The 20,314-nt window shown below is 69.5% G+C and carries 19 protein-coding genes; 5 read left to right on the top strand and 14 right to left on the bottom strand.

Features of this window, described 5'->3' with window-relative positions; all coding sequences use genetic code 11:
• The first annotated feature begins 31 nt into the window (after positions 1-31).
• The 4 genes from rseP to fabZ all read left to right on the top strand — a co-directional run bounded on the left by rseP (position 32) and on the right by fabZ (position 5,363).
• Positions 32-1,180, top strand: a complete 1,149-nt coding sequence (gene rseP / locus GGR24_RS15040; protein ID WP_183396196.1) for an RIP metalloprotease RseP — start codon at positions 32-34, stop codon at positions 1,178-1,180.
• Between the two features lie 183 nt (positions 1,181-1,363).
• Positions 1,364-3,787 carry an outer membrane protein assembly factor BamA gene (bamA, locus tag GGR24_RS15035; RefSeq protein WP_183396195.1) on the top strand — a complete coding sequence of 808 codons (2,424 nt, stop codon included), beginning with the start codon at positions 1,364-1,366 and terminating at the stop codon, positions 3,785-3,787.
• Positions 3,788-3,881: 94 nt separating this feature from the next.
• On the top strand, positions 3,882-4,754 hold the full coding sequence (locus GGR24_RS15030; protein ID WP_183396194.1) for a UDP-3-O-(3-hydroxymyristoyl)glucosamine N-acyltransferase: 873 nt from the start codon (positions 3,882-3,884) through the stop codon (positions 4,752-4,754).
• Positions 4,755-4,880: 126 nt separating this feature from the next.
• Positions 4,881-5,363, top strand: a complete 483-nt coding sequence (fabZ, locus tag GGR24_RS15025) for a 3-hydroxyacyl-ACP dehydratase FabZ (RefSeq protein ID WP_183396193.1) — start codon at positions 4,881-4,883, stop codon at positions 5,361-5,363.
• A 49-nt stretch (positions 5,364-5,412) separates the two neighbouring features.
• Here the strand turns inward: fabZ and gltA are convergent, their stop codons facing one another.
• The gene (gltA, locus tag GGR24_RS15020; protein ID WP_183396192.1) at positions 5,413-6,741 is read right to left on the bottom strand and encodes a citrate synthase; all 1,329 of its coding nucleotides are present in this window, start codon (positions 6,739-6,741) and stop codon (positions 5,413-5,415) included.
• Between the two features lie 158 nt (positions 6,742-6,899).
• Complete coding sequence (gene gltX, locus GGR24_RS15015) at positions 6,900-8,333, bottom strand: glutamate--tRNA ligase (RefSeq protein WP_183396191.1); 1,434 nt, start codon at positions 8,331-8,333, stop codon at positions 6,900-6,902.
• 99 nt (positions 8,334-8,432) lie between these two features.
• Here gltX and GGR24_RS15010 point away from each other — a divergent pair, with 99 nt between their 5' ends.
• Positions 8,433-10,751, top strand: a complete 2,319-nt coding sequence (locus tag GGR24_RS15010) for a ComEC/Rec2 family competence protein (protein WP_183396190.1) — start codon at positions 8,433-8,435, stop codon at positions 10,749-10,751.
• On the opposite strand, the gene lexA is transcribed toward GGR24_RS15010, so the two are convergent.
• The 12 genes from lexA to pqqC form a co-directional block, all read right to left on the bottom strand.
• The gene (gene lexA / locus GGR24_RS15005) at positions 10,745-11,458 is read right to left on the bottom strand and encodes a transcriptional repressor LexA (protein ID WP_183396189.1); all 714 of its coding nucleotides are present in this window, start codon (positions 11,456-11,458) and stop codon (positions 10,745-10,747) included. The two genes, GGR24_RS15010 and lexA, sit on opposite strands and share 7 nt — an antisense overlap.
• Before the next feature lie 121 nt (positions 11,459-11,579).
• Positions 11,580-12,800 carry a molybdopterin molybdotransferase MoeA gene (locus GGR24_RS15000; RefSeq protein ID WP_183396188.1) on the bottom strand — a complete coding sequence of 407 codons (1,221 nt, stop codon included), beginning with the start codon at positions 12,798-12,800 and terminating at the stop codon, positions 11,580-11,582.
• On the bottom strand, positions 12,797-13,288 hold the full coding sequence (gene moaC, locus GGR24_RS14995) for a cyclic pyranopterin monophosphate synthase MoaC (protein WP_183396187.1): 492 nt from the start codon (positions 13,286-13,288) through the stop codon (positions 12,797-12,799). Before moaC ends, GGR24_RS15000 begins: the two co-directional genes overlap by 4 nt.
• Complete coding sequence (locus tag GGR24_RS14990; protein WP_183396186.1) at positions 13,285-13,662, bottom strand: hypothetical protein; 378 nt, start codon at positions 13,660-13,662, stop codon at positions 13,285-13,287. The genes moaC and GGR24_RS14990 overlap by 4 nt, the downstream gene beginning before the upstream one ends.
• Entirely contained in the window at positions 13,659-14,225 is a 567-nt protein-coding gene (locus tag GGR24_RS14985) for a DUF1003 domain-containing protein (protein ID WP_183396185.1), read from the bottom strand. Before GGR24_RS14985 ends, GGR24_RS14990 begins: the two co-directional genes overlap by 4 nt.
• A gap of 15 nt (positions 14,226-14,240) precedes the next feature.
• Complete coding sequence (gene trpC / locus GGR24_RS14980; RefSeq protein ID WP_183396184.1) at positions 14,241-15,044, bottom strand: indole-3-glycerol phosphate synthase TrpC; 804 nt, start codon at positions 15,042-15,044, stop codon at positions 14,241-14,243.
• The gene (trpD, locus tag GGR24_RS14975) at positions 15,041-16,066 is read right to left on the bottom strand and encodes an anthranilate phosphoribosyltransferase (protein WP_183396183.1); all 1,026 of its coding nucleotides are present in this window, start codon (positions 16,064-16,066) and stop codon (positions 15,041-15,043) included. Before trpD ends, trpC begins: the two co-directional genes overlap by 4 nt.
• Before the next feature lie 10 nt (positions 16,067-16,076).
• Positions 16,077-16,697 carry an anthranilate synthase component II gene (locus tag GGR24_RS14970; protein WP_183396182.1) on the bottom strand — a complete coding sequence of 207 codons (621 nt, stop codon included), beginning with the start codon at positions 16,695-16,697 and terminating at the stop codon, positions 16,077-16,079.
• A 66-nt stretch (positions 16,698-16,763) separates the two neighbouring features.
• Complete coding sequence (locus tag GGR24_RS14965) at positions 16,764-17,921, bottom strand: DUF2865 domain-containing protein (RefSeq protein WP_183396181.1); 1,158 nt, start codon at positions 17,919-17,921, stop codon at positions 16,764-16,766.
• A 145-nt stretch (positions 17,922-18,066) separates the two neighbouring features.
• Positions 18,067-19,257 carry a pyrroloquinoline quinone biosynthesis protein PqqE gene (gene pqqE, locus GGR24_RS14960; RefSeq protein ID WP_183396180.1) on the bottom strand — a complete coding sequence of 397 codons (1,191 nt, stop codon included), beginning with the start codon at positions 19,255-19,257 and terminating at the stop codon, positions 18,067-18,069.
• Positions 19,258-19,270: 13 nt separating this feature from the next.
• Entirely contained in the window at positions 19,271-19,552 is a 282-nt protein-coding gene (gene pqqD / locus GGR24_RS14955) for a pyrroloquinoline quinone biosynthesis peptide chaperone PqqD (RefSeq protein ID WP_183396179.1), read from the bottom strand.
• Entirely contained in the window at positions 19,549-20,301 is a 753-nt protein-coding gene (pqqC, locus tag GGR24_RS14950; protein ID WP_183396178.1) for a pyrroloquinoline-quinone synthase PqqC, read from the bottom strand. Before pqqC ends, pqqD begins: the two co-directional genes overlap by 4 nt.
• Between the last annotated feature and the right edge of the window lie 13 nt (positions 20,302-20,314).

Below are 20,314 nucleotides of genomic sequence, written 5' to 3'. Positions count from 1 at the left end.
GCGGTCTGGCGCCGCCTGACTCGAGGATTCGATGACGTTTCTCCACGAGATGCTGGGCGCAGGTTCAGCCACTCTCGGCTATCTGCTCCCGTTCCTGTTCGTGCTCACGCTCGTGATCTTCTTCCACGAGCTCGGGCATTTCCTGGTCGCGCGCTGGACGGGCGTGCGGGTGCTGACCTTCTCGATCGGCTTCGGGCCGGAGCTGTTCGGCTTCAACGACCGGAGGGGCACGCGCTGGCGCATCGCGGCGATTCCGCTGGGCGGCTATGTGCGCTTCGCCGGAGACGAGAACGCCGCGAGCGGGCCCGACGTCGAGCTTCTGGAGAAGATGACTCCGGAGGAGCGGCGCGGCAGCTTCTTCTTCGCGCCGCTGCCGAGCCGCGCGGCCATCGTGGCCGCTGGTCCCATCGCGAACTTCCTGCTCGCGATCGCGATCTTCGCCGGCGTGTTCATGGTCGCCGGCCGGCCGGTCACGGAAGCGATGGTGGACGAGATCGAGCCGGGAAGCGCGGCGGCCGAGGCTGGCTTCGTCCCCGGCGACCTCGTGCTGCGGATCAACGATTCTCCGATCCGCTCGTTCAGCGACATGCAGAGAATCGTCGAGGTCAGCGCCGATCAGCCGCTGCGGGTGATCGTGGAGCGCGCCGGCAAGCAGGTCGCTCTCGAGGCGACGCCGAGGCTGAAGGAGATCTCTGATCCCTTCGGCAACAAGCTCAAGATCGGCCTGCTCGGAATCAAGCGCTCGACCAACCAGCAGAATCTGCGGCTCGAACGCTATGGCCCCCTGGAGGCCGTCGCGGCGGGCGCGCAGGAGACCTGGTTCCAGGTTTCTCGCACCGCCTCCTATCTCGGCCGGATGGTGATCGGCAGAGAATCGACCGAGCAGATCGGCGGCCCGATCCGGATCGCCAAGACCTCGGGCGACTTCGCCAGCCTAGGGTTCCTAGCACTGCTCAATCTTGCTGCGATTCTATCGGTTTCGATCGGGTTGTTGAACCTCGTTCCGATCCCGATGCTCGACGGCGGGCATCTTCTCTTCTATGCGATTGAAGCGCTGCGCGGCCGCCCATTGGGGCCGCGCATGCAGGAAATGGGGATGCGCCTGGGCTTCGCCCTGGTGCTAGCCTTGATGCTGTTCGCGACGTGGAACGACATCGTTCATCTTTCGTCGCTAGGCTGAAATCGGGGTGGCGTGGCCTCGCCGCAACGGCAGGGGGCAAACGTCGACAGGCGTTGAGTAGCGAGTTTGCACGTGCGTCAAAGTTCTATAGAAGCGGACGGTGTCGCTCCGGGGATTTCAGCCGTTGCAAGCGGTTGCGGAAGCGCGGCACACGGCACGGGGGTCCGTCAGCCCATGAAGCGTATGGTTCGAGTAGTCGGGCGCCTTGCCCTTGCCTCGTCGGTCGCGGTCGCGCCGATGATAGCGGGCGTGGGGGCCGGCCTTCTCGGCGCTACGGCGGCCAGTGCGCAGAGCGCGAACGGCATCACCGTCCGTGGCAACCAGCGCGTCGATGCGGAGACGATCCGTTCCTATTTCACGGGCCGTGGCCCGCTGACCCAGGCGGTCGTGGATGAGGGCATCCGCGGTCTCTACGCGAGCGGTCTGTTCTCCGACGTGCGGGTGACGCGCGCCGGCGGCGGCATCGTCGTGAACGTCAGCGAGAACCAGGTCATCAACCGGGTGGCGTTCGAGGGCAATTCCAAGGTTAAGGACACGGTCCTGACCTCGGAGGTCCAGTCGAAGGCGCGCGGGCCGTTCAACCCCGCCGTCGTGCAGGCCGACGCCCAGCGCATCACCGAGATCTATCGGCGCTCCGGCCGCTATCAGGTGACCGTCGAGCCGAAGACGATCAGCCAGCCGAACGGTCGCGTGGATCTCGTCTTCGAGATCAACGAGGGCGACAAGACCAAGATCCAGGCCATCGAATTCGAAGGCAACGAGGCCTACTCCGACGGCACGCTGCGCGACCAGATGTCGACCACGGAGTCGAACTGGCTGAGCTGGATCAAGACGTCCGACGTCTACGATCCTGACCGCGTCAACGCCGACCTCGAGCAGCTTCGCAAGTACTACCTCAACCACGGCTACGCTGATTTCCGGGTCGTTTCGGCGACCGCCGATCTGAACCGCGAGACCAACGCGTTCACGCTCAAGATCGTGGTCGACGAAGGACAGCAGTACCGCTTCGGTCCTGTCGACGTGGAGTCGCATGTCGCCGAGGTGGACGCCGCGACCCTGAAGAGCCGGATCCAGTCCTCGACGGGCTCGGTCTACAGCGCCAAGGACGTCGACAAGTCGGTCGAGAACATGTCGCTCGAGCTGGCCTCGCGCGGCTACGCCTTCGCGCAGGTCCGTCCTCGCGGCGATCGCGACATCAACAACCGCACGATCTCGATCACCTACGTCGTCGAGGAAGGCGCGCGGGTCTACGTCGAGCGCATCAACGTGCGCGGCAACACCCGCACGCGTGACTACGTCGTCCGCCGCGAGTTCGATATCGGCGAAGGCGACGCCTACAACCAGATCTTCATCGACCGCGCGGAGCGGCGCATCAAGGCGCTCGGCTTCTTCAAGAACGTGCGCATCACGACGGAGCCGGGTTCGGCGCCGGATCGCGTCATCGTCAACGTGGACGTCGAGGATCAGCCCACCGGCGAGTTCTCGGTCGCCGGCGGCTACTCCTCGCAGGACGGCATCATCGGCGAGATCGCGCTCGGCGAGCGCAACTTCCTCGGTCGCGGCCAGTACGCCCGCATCGCGGCTCAGTTCGGCCAGAACACGTCCGGCTTCGACTTCTCGTTCACTGAGCCGTATTTCCTCGGCTATCGCGTGTCCGCCGGCGTCGACGCTTACGTGAAGCGTCGCGACGACACCGACTACTCGTCCTACAAGGTCGACACTTATGGCGGCGGCCTCCGCTTCGGCTTCCCGATCACGGACGAGTTCACCGTCGGAACGCGGTATCAGCTCTACCAACAGGATCTGAAGATCCCGGGCCGCTATCGCGACATCTTCGACAAGAACGGCGCGGTGAACCGCGACCGCGCGTCGGCGGCGATCTTCGAAGCCGAAGGCAAGACGCTCACGTCGCTCGCCGGTCTGTCGCTGATCTACAACACGCTCGACAACCCGGTGAACCCGACCCAGGGCATCTACGCCGAGCTCAAGGGCGACGTGGCGGGCCTCGGCGGCGACGCCAAGTATGTCCGCGGGACCTTCGACGGCCGGTACTATCACCCGCTGTTCGTCGACGACGTGGTCGGCATCCTGCGCCTTCAGGGCGGTCACGTGAAAGCGTTCGGCGGCCAGGATCTGCGCGTGCTCGATCACTTCCCGGGCGGCCCCGACCTCGTGCGTGGCTTCGAGCCGCAGGGCTTTGGTCCTCGCGACCTCGGAACGGCCAACCCGCTCGTCGGCAGCCCGAACGACGATCCGCTCGGCGGCACGACCTACTTCGGCGCCTCCGCCGAAGCGCAGTTCCCGATCTTCGGGCTGCCTCGTGAGGTCGGTCTCAAGGGCGCGGTCTTCGCCGACGCCGGCACCGTGTTCGGCTATGACGGCATCAAGAGCATCAGCGGCGTTCCGAACGGCGCGGGCGGCGGCGGCGGGACCAGCACGGTGTTCGTGAACGCCAAGGACAGCAAGAAGATCCGCTCGTCTGTCGGCGCCTCGATCCTCTGGAACTCGCCGCTCGGCCCGATCCGCTTCGACTTCGCCAAGGTGCTGTCGAAGGAGAAGTATGACGAGACCCAGGTGTTCCGGTTCTCCGGCGGCACCCGGTTCTAAGAACGGGCTTCCAGCCTTCACGGAAATCTCATAAACGGGCGGCGGAGAAACATCCGCCGCCCGTTTCGTTTGCGCCGGCGGCCGCCGGAGCCCGATGACCGAACCCCGCTTCTTCCCCCCGCCGCAGCCGCTCGACCTGCAGGCGCTGGTCGCGCTGACCGGCGCCCGCCGCGCCCGTGGGCCGGAGGACGCCTCGATCACAGGCGTCGCCCCGATCGGCTGGGCCGGCCCCTCCGACGCCGCCTCGCTGTCAGGTTCCGAGGACGCCGAAGCGGTCGGCTGCAGTCTGGCGGGCGTGGTCTTCGCGTCGGCCGAATTCGAAGAGCTGGCCCCCGAGGGCGCCGTGGCGCTGATCACGCCGGAGCCGGCGAAGGCGCTGGCGCAGGTGGCCGCCGCGCTGTTCCCGAGCGCGCTGCGGCCCCAGCCGGTGTTCGGCGAGGGCGTCGCCCCGGGAGCGGTCATTCATCCGGAGGCGAAGCTCGAGAACGACGTCACGGTCGATCCTGGAGCGGTGGTGGGTCCGCGCGCGGAGATCGGGTGCGGCGCGGTGATCTGCGCCAACGCCGTCATCGGCGCCGACGTCCGGCTGGGCCGCGGCAGCGTGGTGGGGCCCGGCGCCACGATCGTCCATGCGCTGATCGGCGACCGGGTGATCATCCGCCAGGGCGCCCGCATCGGTCAGGACGGCGTCGCGCTCGCCTCCGGGAGCGGCGGCCACGCGCAGGTCCCGCAAACCGGTCGCGCCATCGTCCAGGACGACGTGCAGATCGGCGCGAACGCCACCGTCGACCGGGGGGCCGATCGTGACACGGTCATCGGGGAGGGCGCGAAGATCGACAACCTTGTCCGGATCGGCCACAACGTCACTGTCGGCCGGCATTGCGTCGTTCTTGCCCGCAGTCAGGTCCCGCCTGGCGCGACGCTCGACGACTTCGAGGTGGTGGGGAATCTCGAGGCCGCCACGTAGAGCAGAGGGGAGCGCCCCAGCGGGCGGAGGCTCCCCCGAACAGCCGCCGGGCTCCGGCGGACCTCTTGGATGTCACGCGTTGACGCTACGGCCGTAGAGCCGCGTCGGCGCTCAGGGAAAAGCAAAATGAACGACGCCACCGCGACGCCATCCTCGCAGCCGACCGCGCTCGCCGCCGCCGACATCGCGACGATCATGTCCTATCTGCCGCATCGCTACCCGTTCCTGCTCGTGGACCGGATCATCGATATCGACGGCGACAGGTCGGGCGTCGGGATCAAGAACGTGACGTTCAACGAGCCGCACTTCCAGGGACACTTTCCCCAGTCCCCGGTGATGCCGGGCGTGCTGCTGATCGAAGGCATGGCGCAGACGGCGGGCGCCATCTGCGTGGCGTCGCGCACGGCCCCGAGCTCGCCGCGGATCGTCTACTTCATGACGATCGACAAGGCGAAGTTCCGCAAGCCGGTGACGCCCGGGGATGTGGTCGAGTACCACATGACGCAGATCAAGAAGCGCGCGAACATGTGGTGGTTCCGCGGCGAGGCCAAGGTCGCCGGGACGCTGGTCTGCGAGGCCGAAATCTCGGCGATGCTGGTCGACAAATGAAAAAAGCCCCGCCGGAAGGCGGGGCTTTTTTCCTGCTCAGGGCGCGGCCTCAGCGGCGCTCGCTGATCGGCACGTAATCCCGCTCCGGCGCGCCGGTGTAGAGCTGGCGCGGCCGGCCGATGCGCTGCGACGGATCCTCGACCATCTCCTTCCACTGGGCGATCCAGCCGACGGTGCGCGCCACGGCGAACAGCACCGTGAACATAGCGGTCGGGAAGCCCATCGCCTTGAGCGTGATGCCCGAATAGAAATCGATGTTCGGATAGAGCTTCTTCTCGATGAAGTACTCGTCCTTGAGGGCGATCTTCTCGAGCTCCATCGCCACTTCGAGCAGCGGGTCGTCCTGGATGCCGAGCTCAGCGAGGACCTCGTGGCAGGTCTTCTGCATGATCTTGGCGCGGGGGTCGTAGTTCTTGTAGACGCGATGGCCGAAGCCCATCAGGCGGAACGGGTCGTTCTTGTCCTTGGCCTTCTTGACGTAGAGATCGACCTTGTCGGGCGTGCCGATCTCGCCGAGCATCTTGAGGGCGGCCTCGTTCGCTCCGCCATGGGCGGGGCCCCAGAGGCAGGCGATGCCCGCCGCGATGCAGGCGAAGGGGTTTGCGCCCGAAGAGCCTGCGAGCCGAACCGTCGAGGTCGAGGCGTTCTGCTCGTGATCGGCGTGCAGGATGAAGATCCTGTCCATCGCGCGCGCGAGCACCGGATTGACCTTGTACTCCTCGCACGGCACCGCGAAGCACATGTTCAGGAAGTTCGCGGAGAAATCGAGCGCGTTCTGCGGATATACGAAGGGCTGGCCGATCGAATATTTGTACGCCATCGCGGCGAGCGTCGGCGTCTTGGCGATCATGCGGATGGAGGCGATCAACCGCTGCTCGGGATCGGTGATGTCGGTCGAGTCGTGGTAGAAGGCCGACAGGGCGCCCACGACGCCGCACATCACCGCCATCGGGTGGGCGTCCCGGCGGAAGCCGCTGTAGAAGCGCGACATCTGCTCGTGGACCATGGTGTGGCGCGTGACCTGCCGGTCGAACTCCGCCTTCTGCGCCGAGGTCGGCAGTTCGCCGAACAGCAGCAGGTAGCAGGTCTCCAGGAAGTCGCCGTGCTCGGCCAGTTCGTCGATCGGATAGCCGCGGTAGAGCAGCAGGCCGGCGTCGCCGTCGATATAGGTGATCTTCGACTCGCAGCTCGCGGTCGAGGTGAAGCCCGGATCGTAGGTGAACAGTCCGGTGTCTTTGTAGAGCGTCTGGACGTCGAGAACGGACGGGCCGATGGAGCCGTGCTTGATCGGAAGAGCAAGCTCGGCCCCTTCGACGCTCAGATGCGCGGCTTCTGGCGAGCCTTCTTGAACCTTGAGCGTGCTGGTCGTCGCATTCATGCGCCATGCCCCTTCGCTGGAATTATGGCCTCGTCGCGCCGGTGACGGCACGTGGCTCTCCGGCTCACTGGAGGGAGAGGGCGCAGGGTCAGCGCGACGCTACTTTTGTTGCAGTGCGTTCTAGCGCTGTCAAACCGCAGCGCCAGTTTTGGCCCGGTTCACGGCCTCTGCGCGGCCTGATCCGCGATCCGCGCGAGGCTTTCCTCACGCCCGAGCGCGACGAGCACGTCGAAGATGCCGGGCGACGTCTTGCGCCCGGTCAGCGCGGCGCGGAGCGGCTGCGCCGCCGCCCCGAGCTTGACGCCGGCCTCCTCGGCGACGGAGCGCACGGCGGCCTCCGCTTCCGGGGCCGCCCAGGGCTCGATGGCCGCGAGCCGCTCGCCGAGCAGCGCCAGCAGCCGCCGCGCCTCCGGCGTCAGCAACTGCTCCGCAGCCGGCTCCAGCGACAGCGGCCGCTGATCGAGCAGGAAACGGGCGCCGTCCAGCAGTTCGACGAGGGTCTTCGCCCGCTCCTTGAGCCCCGGCAGCGCGCCCTCCAGGGCGGGCCAGCGGCCGGTCTCGTCGAGGCGCGCGATCGCGGCGAGGCCGCCCGGAAGATAGGGAAGGGCGGCCCGGAACGTCGCCATCAGCTCGTCGTCGGGCGTCGCGCGCATGTAATGCCCGTTCAGGTTCTGCAACTTCACCTGATCGAACCGCGCGGCCGAGCGGCCCACGTCGGCTATGTCGAACCACTCGATCGCCTGCTCGGTCGAGAAGATCTCGTCGTCGCCGTGGCTCCAGCCGAGACGGGCGAGGTAGTTGCGCAGCGCCGCCGGCAGGAAGCCCATCTCGCGGTAGGCCTCCACGCCGAGCGCGCCGTGGCGCTTGGAGAGCTTCGCGCCGTCCGGCCCGTGGATCAGCGGGATGTGCGCCATCCGGGGCGCGCTCCAGCCCATCGCGTCGTAGATCTGCGCCTGCCGGGCCGCGTTGGTGAGATGGTCGACGCCGCGGATGACGTGGGTGACGCCCATGTCGTGGTCGTCGACCACCACGGCGAGCATATAGGTCGGCGTGCCGTCCGACCTCAGCAGCACGAGGTCGTCGAGATCCTTGTTCGGGATCACGACGCGACCCTGCACCAGGTCGTCGATCACGGTTTCGCCCTCGGTCGGCGCCTTCAGTCGGATCGCCGGCGCCCGGTCGGTCGGCCAGTCGGCCTCGGGACGGTCACGCCAGCGGCCGTCATAGCGCGGCGGGCGGCCCTCGGCCTGCGCCGTGGCGCGCATCTCCTCGAGCTCCTGGGCGGTCGCGTAGCAGCGATAGGCGCGCCCCTCGGCCAGCATCCGCTCGACCGCCTCGCGATGGCGCCCCGCGCGCGCGAACTGGAACACGGGCTCCCCGTCCCAATCGAGCTCCAGCCACTTCAGCCCGTCGAGGATCGCCGTGATGGCGGCTTCCGTCGAGCGCGCGCGGTCCGTGTCCTCGATCCGCAGCAGCATCTTGCCGCCGAGGCTCCTGGCGAACAGCCAGTTGAACAGCGCAGTCCTGGCGCCGCCGATATGCAGGAAGCCGGTCGGCGACGGCGCGAAGCGTGTGACGACGGTGTCGCTCAATTCAGGTCGTTCTCTCGCGCTCGGGGGAGGGGGCGACGTCATCTGTACGCCGCGGCGCGCCGGTGTAGCATGGCGGCGCGACCGGGGGAAAGACGCGCCATGGCTGAGCAGCCGGGGCGGCCAGGGCGGGGCAGAGCGCGCGCGGCGGCCATCCCGGAGCTCCGGGCGGGCGAGCCTTCCGCGGCCGCGCGCGCATGGCGGCTGCGGCTCTCCGACCGGATGCTCGCCCTGCTGGCCGAGGAGGCGGAGGCCGGCCGGCCGGCCTTGTGGCTCCCTGTCGCGTTCGGCTGCGGCGCGGTGATCTATTTCTCGGCGAGCCGCGAGCCGGAGCTTTGGGCGAGCGCGGCGCCGGCGGCGGTGGGTCTCGCACTGCTCTGGCTCGCCCGCGGCAAGTTCCTGACGCTGTGGCTCGCGCTCGCCGTGACCTTCGGCGGCGCGGGATTCCTCGCCGGAAAGCTCGCGACCGTGCGCGCGGAGGCCCCCGCGCTCGATCGACCGCTGCGCGGCGAGGTCGTCGGCCGCGTCCTGCTGGTGGAGCCGCGGGCGCGCGGCATGCGGCGGCTGACGATCGAGCCGGAGCGCCTCACGACGCTGGCGGCGGACGATCTGCCGGCGCGCGTCCGGGTGACGGCGCGCGCCGATCCGCCGCTCGCGGCCGGAGACCGTGTTTCGCTGACCGCGCTGTGGCGGCCGCCGGAAGGACCGGTGCGGCCCGGAGGCTATGATTTCGCGCGGGTCGCGTTCTTCGAGAAGATCGGAGCGACGGGTTTCGGAGCGAAGGACATCCGCCTTCTGCCCGCCGTTCCCGAGGGCCTCGCGGCGAGGGCCGCGGCTGCGCTGGAGCGATTGCGCGCGCGGCTCACGGCGCGCATCACGTCCGCCGTCGGCGGACCCGAAGGCGCGGTCGCGGCCGCGCTCGTCACCGGCGTGCAGGGCCCAATCCCGCAATCGGTGTCGGACGATCTGCGTGCGGCCGGCCTCAGCCATATCCTCTCGATCTCCGGCCTCCACATGGCGCTGGTCGCGGGAACCCTGTTCTGGTTCGCCCGGGCGTCTCTGGCGCTGTCCCAGCGCGCCGCCCTGAGGCTGCCGGTCAAGGAGATCGGCGCTGCGATCGCGCTGGCCGGCGCGACCTTCTATCTCGCGCTGTCCGGCGCGGAGGTCGCGACGCAGCGCTCCTACGTCATGATCGCCGTCGCGCTGATCGCCGTGATGCTGGGTCGGCCCGCGCTCGCCCCCCGCAACTTCGCGCTCGCCGGGCTGCTGGTGGCCGCCTGGACCCCTGAGGCGCTGCTCGGGCCGAGCTTCCAGATGTCGTTCGCCGCCGTCGCCGGGCTGGTCGCCTGGTTCGAGACAAGGCGCGACCTGCCGCCCGCGCCGCCCCCGGCCTCGCGCGGGGCCGCGGTCATGCGCCGCCTGCGGCGGGCGGCCACGCTCGCGGTGATGACGACGCTGGTCGCCGGGGCGGCCACCGCCCCGTTCGCCGCCTACCACTTTCAGCGCCTCACGCCCTACGCGCTCGCCGGCAACGCGCTCGCTGAGCCGCTCATCGGGCTTGTCGTGATGCCGGCGGCGATCGGCGGCCTCATCTTCGCGCCGCTCGGGCTGGACGGCTTCTGGTGGCGGCTCATGGGCCTTGGGCTCGAGGGCGTCCTGGCGATCGCGCACGCGGTTGCGTCGTGGCCGGGCGCCGAACGCAACGTGGTGGCGTTCGGGCCGGAAGCGCTCATCCTGTTCGCGCTGGGGCTGGCCTGGCTTTGCCTCTGGCGAACGCCGCTGCGCTGGGGCGGCGCGCCGATCCTCGCGGCGGCGCTGGCGCTCGCAGCCTTTCCGGCGCGGCCCGACGTCGTCATCGACGCGTCCGGCCGGGCGCTCGCGGCGCGGACGCCGGATGGCCGGCTGGCGCTTGTGGGCGCCAGCCCGGGAGGTTTCGCGGCCAAGGTCTGGTTCGCGGCGGACGGCTCGTCCGCGCCCACGCGAGAGGCGGCGCGCGGCGTCCGCTGCGACGCCTACGGCTGCGTCGCGCCGCTCGCGGGCGGCGGCCTGGTGGCGCTCTCCAGGGATGCGAGAGGCCTGGAGGAGGACTGCCGACGCGCGACGCTGGTGGTCACCCGGCGCGAGGCGCCCGCGGCATGCGCCGAAACGGCGGCGGTCATAGACCGGAAGATCCTGGCCGCCACCGGGGCCCTGAGCCTGACCCGCTCCGGGAAGGGCTTCTCAGGCGTCGCGGCTCTCGAGCCGTCCGGCTCCCGGCCCTGGACCCGGCAGCCCGCAGCGCCGCCTCCCGAGGCAGCGACCCGACTGATCTTCGCGGCGACGCCGCCGCTCACCCGGGAGCCCGAGCCGCCGCCGGTCGATCCCACCGATCCCCCGGACGAGACCGACGCGGACGACGCCGTTTCGCCTGATGATCAGTAACGCCGGATCAGGCCCACGAGCCGTCCCTGAATCGCGACCCGATCGGGCCCGAAGATCCGCGTCTCGTAAGCGGGGTTCGCCGCCTCGAGCGCGATGGAGGCGCCGCGCTTCCGCAGACGTTTCAGCGTCGCTTCCTCCTCGTCCACCAGCGCCACGACGATGTCGCCGGTGTCGGCCGTGTCCTGGCGCCGGATGAGGACCAGATCTCCGTCGAGAATGCCGGCCTCGATCATCGAGTCGCCTCGCACCTCGAGCGCGAAGTGCTCTCCGGTGGAGATCAGGTCCGGCGACACCGCGATGGTGTGGCTTCTCGTCTGGATCGCCGAGATCGGCACGCCGGCCGCAATGCGCCCCATGACGGGCACATGCACTGCGGACCGCCGGTCTTCGCCGTCATCGTCGCTCGACGAGGCAGGCTTGAGCCGTCCGAGGTTGCCTTCGATCACGCTCGGAGAGAACCGCGTCGCCGGCCGCGTCACGGAGGGGGCCGCGGCTTCGGGCAGCTTCAGCACCTCAAGCGCGCGCGCCCGGTTCGGGAGGCGGCGGATGAAACCGCGCTCCTCGAGCGCCATGATCAGCCGGTGAATGCCGGACTTCGACTTGAGGTCCAGCGCCTCCTTCATCTCCTCGAAGGAGGGCGGAACGCCGGCCTCCTTCAGCCGCTCATGAATGAAGCGCAGAAGCTCGTACTGCTTGCGGGTCAACATGGGCGGGTCCGCGACGATGCAAAACAAATCATGAACAGAAATCTACCTGTTCTAGATGTGTTCCGCAACCGTTAACGTTCGGTGCATGCTCCGCGCGGCGACGTTCCCGGATTGCTGGCGATCAGAGGGGTGGGGGCAGAAGAAGGATGTCGCAGGGGTCTCCCGCCCGAGCCGCGACGGCGTTCGCCGGGCGCACCAGCAGGCACTCCGCCTCGGAGAGCGCGCGGAGCATGGAGGAATCCTGCCGCGGGAACGCGGTGGCGACCGGGACGCCGTCTGCGTCATGGGACAGGGCGGCCCGCACATAGTCTTCGCGGTGATCGTTCGCCGGCATGTCCCGGCCGAGCCGGCCGCGCCGGGTCTTGGGCGTGACGTCGGAACACCCTGCGAGGCGGCGAAGCGCCGGGATCAGGAAGAGGACGGAACAGACGAGCGCCGACACCGGGTTGCCCGGCAGCCCGAGCGCCACCATTTCGCCGCGCCGTCCGGCCATCATCGGCTTGCCGGGACGCATGGCGATCTTCCAGAAGTCGAGCGTGACTCCGCACGCCTCGAGCGCCGGCCGGACGAGGTCGTGGTCGCCCACCGACGCGCCCCCGAGCGTGACGAGGATGTCCGCTTTCTCGGAGATCGCGCGCTCGATCGCCGCACGGATCGCCGCCGGCTCGTCCGGGGCGATGCCGAGATCGAGCGGCAGGCCGCCTTCGCCGGCCACGGCGGCCGCGATGGCGAAGCTGTTGGAGGCGAAGATCTGGTCGGGGCCGGCCTCCTTCCCTGGGAGCGCAAGCTCGTCGCCCGTCGCCAGGATCGCCACGCGCGGCCGCCGGCTGACGTCCAGAACGCCGTGGCCGAGCGCGGCCGCGAGCCCGAGGTCGCGCGCGCCGAGCCGACGCCCCGCGGGAAGCAGGGTCTCGCCCGCGGAGAAGTCGAGGCCGGCGCGGCGGACATGTCGACCGGCCTGGACGGGCTCCCGGACGACGACCTCGTCGCCCTCCCGGTCGGCGTTCTCCTGGAGCAGGACAGCGTCGGCGCCGCGGGGCAGCGGCGCCCCGGTGAAGATCCGCGCGGCCTGCCCGGAGCCAACCTCGCCGGCAAACGCCTTGCCGGCCGCCGCCTCGCCCACGACGCGCAGCCGGACAGGGGCGGACTGGACATCCACCGAACGCACCGCATAGCCGTCCATGGCGGAGCAGTCCCATGGCGGCTGCGTCCGGACCGCCTTGAGCGGGACGGCGAGCGTCCGCCCGAGCGCTTCGCCAAGTCCGACGCGTTCGGCGGGAAGCGTCGCGAGCCCCGACAGAATTCGAGCGCGGGCCTCCGCGACAGGGAGGAGGCCGCTCATCCTTCGGCCCGGAAGTCGCCTGAGCGCCCGCCGGACTTAGCGAGCAGACGCACGCCCTCGATCCGCATGCCCCGGTCGACGGCCTTGGTCATGTCATAGATCGTGAGACAGGCGACGGAGACGGCGGTCAGAGCCTCCATCTCGACCCCGGTCGGCCCGGTCACCCGCGCCATGGCCGTCACGACGACGCCCGGGAGCGCCTCGTCCGGCGTCAGCTCGACGGACACCTTCGAGAGCGCCAGCGGGTGGCACAGCGGGATCAGTTCGTGGGTCCGCTTCGCGGCCATGATGCCGGCGATCCGCGCCGTTCCGAGCACATCGCCCTTCTTGGCGTCGCCGGCGAGGATCAGCGCCAGCGTCTCGGGGGCCATGAGCACGCGGCCCTCCGCCGTCGCCTCCCGCACGGTGGCGGGCTTGTCCCCGACGTCGACCATATTGGCCTCGCCGGAGGCGGAGAGATGCGTCAGGCCGGCTGGTTGAGAGCTCACGTCACGTCCTTGCCAAGGATTCCTCTGGCGACGTCGAACGAGACCGCCGTCACGACGCCTGTTCCGGTGAGCGCCAGGCCGATCAGATAAAGGCGAGTGGCTCGGTCATAGATCGTCTTCACCAAACCTTCGACCGGCAGAAGCAAAGCCAGCGCCCAGATCTGGAACATGCCGCCTGCGAAGACTGCGGCGACGGCGGGCACATCATACAGGCGCCACGCGTCCGCGCTCGAGGCCCATTGCGAGAGGAACCCCAAGGTGAACGAGACGGTGATGCCGTAAGCCGTGATCGTGCCGTTGCGGAATACGGCCTCGACCCGCTCCTCGCCGACCTGAGGAGAGACCGCCTCAGCGCTCCCGATCTGTGCGTTCAACGGCCGCCCCCGAGTTCGTCGTTCCTGCGCACGAGGCGGGTGAGGAGGTCGATCTGCTCCTGCTGCTTCGCGATCAGCGTCATGATGTGTTCGTCCCTCAGCCGATCCAGCTTCTCGTGCAACCCCATGATCTCGATCTCCGCCTTCAGGTTCACTTCGTAGTCGCGCGCGGCGTTCTCGCGATCTTTGATGGCCTGGCGGTTCTGGCTCATCATGATCACCGGGGCCTGAAGCGCCGCAAGCATCGACAGCATCAGATTGAGGAAGATGAACGGGTAGGGATCGAAGGGCTGCGACAGCAGCCAGAGATTGGCCCCGGCCCACAGCAACAGGAACACGCAGAAACTGATGATGAACGTCCAGGAGCCGCCGAAGGACGCGACCTGGTCGGCGAGACTTTCGCCGAACGTCTTCTGTTCGTCGCCGGCAGGACGCCGGATCAGGACGCTGCGCCGCCGGGCGTGCTTCAGCACGCGGGCTTCAGCCTCCGTCAGCGCCTCCGCGTCCTTGCCCAGCCAACGTCTCGCTGCAGGGTCGAGCTCGGCGCGGGGGTCTGGGGACATATGACGGCCCGTTGTTCAAGCCGCGGGAGGCGAAGCCAGAAGGGCGCGAGTGGCGGCGGCGACGTCTTCCTGCCTCATCAGGCTCTCGCCCACCAGAAGGGTCCGGCAGCCGACGGCGGCGAGCCGCGCCACGTCTGCGGGCGTGAAGATGCCGCTCTCCCCGACCAGGATGCGGCCGGCCGGAACCAGAGGCGCCAGCCTCTCGGTGGTCTCCAGAGTGACCTCGAAGGTCCGAAGGTTGCGATTGTTCACGCCGAGCAGGGGCGCGGCGAGCGGCAGAGCCCGTTCGAGCTCTGCGGCGTCATGCACCTCGATGAGGACGTCCATGCCGAAGTCTGCGGAGGCCGAGACGAGATCTCGCGCCTCGGCGTCGGTGACGGCGGCCATGATGACGAGGATGCAGTCGGCGCCAAGCGCGCGCGCCTCGGCGACCTGATAGGGCTCGTAGAGGAAGTCCTTGCGGATCACGGGCAGAGGCGCCGCTTCACGGGCCCGCACCAGGAACTCCGGCGCTCCCTGGAAGGACGGCGCGTCGGTCAGCACGGACAGGCAGGTCGCGCCGCCCTCCGCATAGGCGCGGGCGAGCGCGGGCGGGTCGAAGTCGGCGCGGATCAGGCCCTTGGACGGGCTGGCCTTCTTGATCTCCGCGATCAGGGCCGTGCCGCCCGCGTCGAGGGTGCGACGGATGGCGTCCGCGAATCCGCGCGGGGGAGAGGCCACGTCGGCGGCCTTGCGCACTTCCGCGAAGGAGCGGGCGCTTTTCGCCTCGGCGATCTCGCGCCGCTTGTAGGCCGCGATGCGATCCAGAATGTCGCTCACGCCGCGAGCTCCGCGTTCGAGACCTGCACGAGCGCCTCGAGCCGGGCCAGCGCCGCGCCCGAGTCGAGGGCGGCCGTCGCGAGCGCCGCGCCTTCCGCGATGTCCGCCGCGCGCCCGGCGACCACCAGCGCCGCGGCCGCGTTGAGGATCGCGACGTCCCGGTAAGCGCCCGGCCGGCCCTCGAGCACCTGTCGCATGGCGCGCGCATTGCTGTCGGCGTCGCCGCCCGCGAGCGCTCCGACCGGATGCGGGGTGAAACCGGCCTGCTCCGGCGAGACCTCGAAGGTCGTCACCGCGCCGTTATCGAGCGAGGCCACGAAGGTCGGCCCCGAGGTGGTGATCTCGTCAAGCCCGTCGGAGCCGTGGACCACCCAGGCCCGCTCCGAGCCGAGCTGGGCCAGCGCTTCCGCGATCGGCACGACCCATCGGCGGGCGAACACGCCGACCATCTGCCGCTTGACGCCGGCCGGATTCGAGAGCGGCCCCAGCAGGTTGAAGATCGTCCGGACGCCGAGCTCGGTCCGGGCAGGCCCGACATGGCGCATCGCGGAATGGTGGTTGGGCGCGAACATGAAGCCGATGCCGGCCTCCGCGACGCAGGCCGAGATGCGGTTCGCGTCGATGTCGACCGCCACGCCGAGCGCGCGCAGAACGTCGGCCGAGCCCGATCGGGACGACAGGGCGCGGTTGCCATGCTTGGCAACGGGCACGCCGCAGCCGGCCACCACGAAGGCGGCGCAGGTGGAGACGTTGACGGAGCCGGAGCCGTCGCCGCCGGTGCCGACCACGTCGACCGCGTCGGCCGGGGCCGCGACAGGGGTCATGCGGGCCCGCATCGCGGCGACCGCGCCGGCGATCTCATCCACGGTCTCGCCGCGCACCCGCAGGCCCATCAGAAAGGCGCCGAGCTGCGCCGCCGTCGCTTCGCCGGACATCAGCTGCCCGAACGCCGCCTCCGCCTCAGCGCGATCGAGCGGACGCCCATCAGCGATCCGGGCGAGCACCGCCTTGAATCCATCCATTGTCGGGGTCTCAGGACGCGCGCGCGGCCGCGAGCCGCCGGCGTTCGGCGTTCCACTCGGCTGCGTCGGCGAGGAAGTTCCCGAAGATCGAAGCGCCGTGCTCGGACGCGATGCTTTCGGGGTGGAACTGGACGCCGTGGATCGGCCACTGGCGATGCGACAGCCCCATGATCAGGCCGTCGTCGGTCTCGGCGGTCACCTCGAGCGCATCGGGCAGGTCGTCGCGCCGAACCACGAGCGAGTGGTACCGCGTCGCCTGAAGGGGCCCGTTGAGGCCACGGAAGACGCCGCGCCCCGCATGATTGATCCGCGCCAGCTTGCCGTGCACGGGGCTCGGCGCGCGCACGACCGCGCCGCCGAACACTTCGCCGATGGCCTGATGGCCAAGGCAGACGCCGAAGACCGGGACCTGGCCCGCGGCTCGCGCGATCAGTTCGCAGGACACGCCGGCCTCGTGCGGCGTGCACGGGCCGGGCGAGATGACGATCGCGTCCGGCCCTTCGGCCAGAACCTCGTCCGCCGTGGCCTTGTCGTTGCGCACGACCTTCACCTCGGCGCCGAGCGCGCCCAGAGCGTGGACGACGTTCCAGGTGAAGCTGTCGTAGTTGTCGATCAGGGTGACGGCGGTCATCGCGGCGGCTCTCTCAAGGCGCGCACTCAATGCGCAGCGGCGCAGCGCGTCAAGGGCGGCGCGGCCTCATTGCTGCGGAGCGCGTTCGACGGCCGGGCCATCGAGGGGCCGGCGTTCGATCCGTCCGCGCTCGAGCGGCGGCTGCTTCAGGATGATGACGTCGTCCGGCACGCCGGCGGGAGACGGCGCCGCGCCGCCGGTCGGCCGCTGGTCGTCCTGAGGCTGGGCCGGCTCGGCGGCGCCGGACGCCCGCTGCTGCGGGCTCTGCGGCTTCGGCGCCGCGCGCAACGTCGCCTCGCCCTGGGGGCGCGAAAGCTCCTGGGCCTTCTGCTCGTCGACGACGATGTCGCCCTTCTTGACGGTCTTGTCCTCGACGCCCTGAAGCGCCTGAGCCCAGCTCATCCCCTCGGGCTTGCAGGAGCAGCCTGAAACGAACTCCTTGCGGTAGCGGAAAGCGTTCTCGAGCTTCGTGTAGGGCTCGCCGTCGACGCTCGCGGCCTGGTCGATCTGGCCGCCCGGGTTCGGGTAGGCGAACAGCTTCGCCTCCGTGCCGGGGCAGGTGGCCTGACAGATCGCTTCGTCGCGTTCGAAGGCGTTGCGGGTCGTCTGATACGAGATCGGGAAGAAGAAGCCGTCGCAGGTCCGCACGCAGACGGTGCGGAAGGTGGAGACGCGCGGGGTCGATTCCGGCGACATCTCCGGCTCGATCACGGTCTCGCCCTGCGACGGCTCCTCCGAGCCCGGGCCGCCGAACAGGAAGTCGAAGAAGCCGCGCTTCTGCGGCTGGCCGGGAACCCGCCGCTCGACGAGACGGTATTGCGGGCCGCACTCGTTGCGGGCCAGGGCGATCAAAAGCTCCCGCCGACGCGGATCGCCTCCGCCGCCCTGGCTCGCCTGGGCGAGCTGCGCGCTCAGCCGGTCGAGATTGGCCTGCATCTGGCGGATGCGGTCGGTGAGAGGCCTGCATTCGGCGGGCGGATCGGGCGAGAAGAAGAAGCGGCGTCCGCAGCCCAGCCCCTTGGCGTAGGCGGTCGTGCGGTCGAGCTCGGCCTGCTGGCGGGCGGCGGCCTGCTGGAGCTGACGCGGGTCCGCCTGGCGCGGCCGCCCCAAGGAGGCGAGCTGGGCCTCGAGCCGCAGGCAGGTCTCGGACCCCTGCTGCGCCTGCGCGCCGACGGACGCGAAGACGAGCGGAAAAGCCGCGACAGCGGCGAGAAACGACCTCATGCCAGTCCCTAAGCGCGAGTCGGCGCGCGTTGCCCCCGGCTTGTTTAGCCGCTGAGGCCCGATCCGCACAGGGCCCGAGGAAAATGAGATTGCGCCGAGTCGCGCGGATCCGGCCCGTCAGAGCAGCCGGAGCCCTCCTGGCGGCTCAGTCCACCGGGCCAGCCGGGACGGGCGCGTTGTTGTGCGTGACGGTCACGCGCGGGTCGGGCACGCCGCCGAAGCGGCGGTAGACGTAATCCGTCTGATCCACGGCGGCGTCCTTGATCGCCAGGGCCACGATCTTGGCGTGGAACGGCGACAGCGAGCAGGCGGGATCGGCCTGTTCGGGATCGCCGGTGATCGCGAGCGCCTGGCAGCGGCATCCGCCGAAATCGATCTCCTTGCGCGGGCAGCCCTTGCAGGGCTCCTTCATCCAGCTGGTGCCGCGATAGGCCTCGAAGGCGGAGGAGTTCGCCCAGATGTCCGGCAGGCTGCGCTCGGTGACGTAGTCGAACTTCAGGTGCTTGATGGTCTCCGCCGCGTGGCAGGGCAGCACCTTGCCCGAGGGCGTGACGTTGAGCGACTGGCGTCCCCAGCCGCCCACGCAGGGTTTTGGCCGGCGCGCGTAATAGTCGGGCACGACGGCGTCGATCACCAGCTTGCCCTTGAGCTCGTCGCGCAGCCGCTCCACGGTCTCGGCCGCGCGCATCACCTGCTCGCGGGTCGGCATCAGCATCCGGCGGTTCTCGAGCGCCCAGCCGTAATACTGCGAATGCGCGATCTCGACGCGGCGCGCGCCGAATTCGAGCGCCATGTTCACCAGCGGCTCGATGTTCTCGATGTTGGCGCGATGGATGACCGCGTTGATCGTCAGCGGCAGGCCGAGTTCGAGCACCCAGCCGGCGAAGATCCGCTTCTTCTCATGGGCGCCCTTGAGCCCCGCGATGCGGTCGGCGGTGTCCGGCAGCGCGTCCTGGATCGACAGCTGGACGTGGTCCAGGCCCGCAGTGGCGAGCTCTTCCAGCTTCTCCCGCGTGACGCCGATCCCGGAGGTGATGAGGTTGGTGTAGAGCCCGACCTTCACGGCGTGGGCGGTGAGCTCCACGATGTCCTTGCGAGCGGTCGGCTCACCGCCCGAAAGGTGGAGGTGCAGCACCCCCATCGCGGCGGCCTCGGAGAACACCCGCTTCCAGGTCTCGGTGTCGAGTTCGCCGGAGCGCTTGTCGAGCTCGACGGGATTCGAGCAGTAGGGGCAGGACAGCGGGCAGCGATGCGTCAGCTCGGCGAGCATGCCGAGCGGCGCCGGCGGCGGCACGCGGGCCGCTTCCGCCGGATTTGGGATCGTCATGTCGTTCATGGCTTCGGCCTCCTCAGCCGAGGTCCAGCACGCGCTTGTTGGCGAGGTCCGCAAGCATCGCCTTGACGTCCGTCTCGATCGTCTCGCGCGGCGCCGCATAGGCGGTCGCCAGATCATCGACGATCGCGGAGACCGTCCTCACCCCGTCGCAGCGTTCGAGCACCGCGACGGCGATTGCGTCCGGGTGCAGCACGCGCTCCGGCGCGAGCAGCAGCCACTGGTTGCGAACCTCGTCCCTCCGCAGGCGTACGCCCCGCGGAAGGCTCGGCGTGGCGTCGGACGAGACTTCCGTCATTCCGCCGCCTGCCGATCAGCCTGGTCCGCGGGCCGGAACGCGTCGGGCCAAGGCTTGGCGTACAGATAGGCATGCTCGAGCGCGTCCAACATGGCCCACAGCATCGAGCACTTGAACTCCAGGGCGGCGATCACCGCCCGCTGCTGCTCCGGCGTCCGTGCGTGCGTCTTGCAGTAGTCGAGCGCGAAATCGCTGTCGCGCTTGGCCTGCACCGGCCGCGCCGTGAAATAGGCGAGCGTCTCCTGCGTGACATAGTCGTAGTTCGCCAGCATCCCCGAGACGCGCGTCGCGATCACCATCGGCGAGAACAGCTCGGTGAGCGATGAGGCGACCGCCTCCAGCAGCGAACGATCGCGCACGAAGGTCATGTAGGCGTTCACGGCGAATTTCGTGGCGGGTAGGGCCAGTTCGCCGCTCATCACGGCGCCGCGGTCGAGGCCGAGATCGTCGGTCAGCTTCAGCCACTTGGCGATGCCGCCTTCGCCCTCGCGCTCGCCGTCATGGTCGATGATGCGCTGCCGCCATTCGCGGCGCAGCTGCGCGTCCTCCATCCGCGACAGGATGATGGCGTCCTTCTGCGGGATGCAGGCCTGATAGAGGTAGCGGTTGAGCGCCCAGGCCTCGACCTCGCCGCGCGAGCACGCGCCGGACTGCAGCCGCAGCTGGAACGGATGGAGGTGATGATAGCGGGTCGCGCCGACCTCGCGAAGGCGCTCCTCAAGCTGGCTCGCGGTGAGCAGGTCCGACATCGCAAATCCTCCG

This window comes from Hansschlegelia beijingensis (genome assembly GCF_014196425.1).
Taxonomy (GTDB): Bacteria; Pseudomonadota; Alphaproteobacteria; order Rhizobiales; family Methylopilaceae; genus Methylopila; species Methylopila beijingensis.
This window is presented reverse-complemented; position numbering and strand designations above follow the sequence as displayed.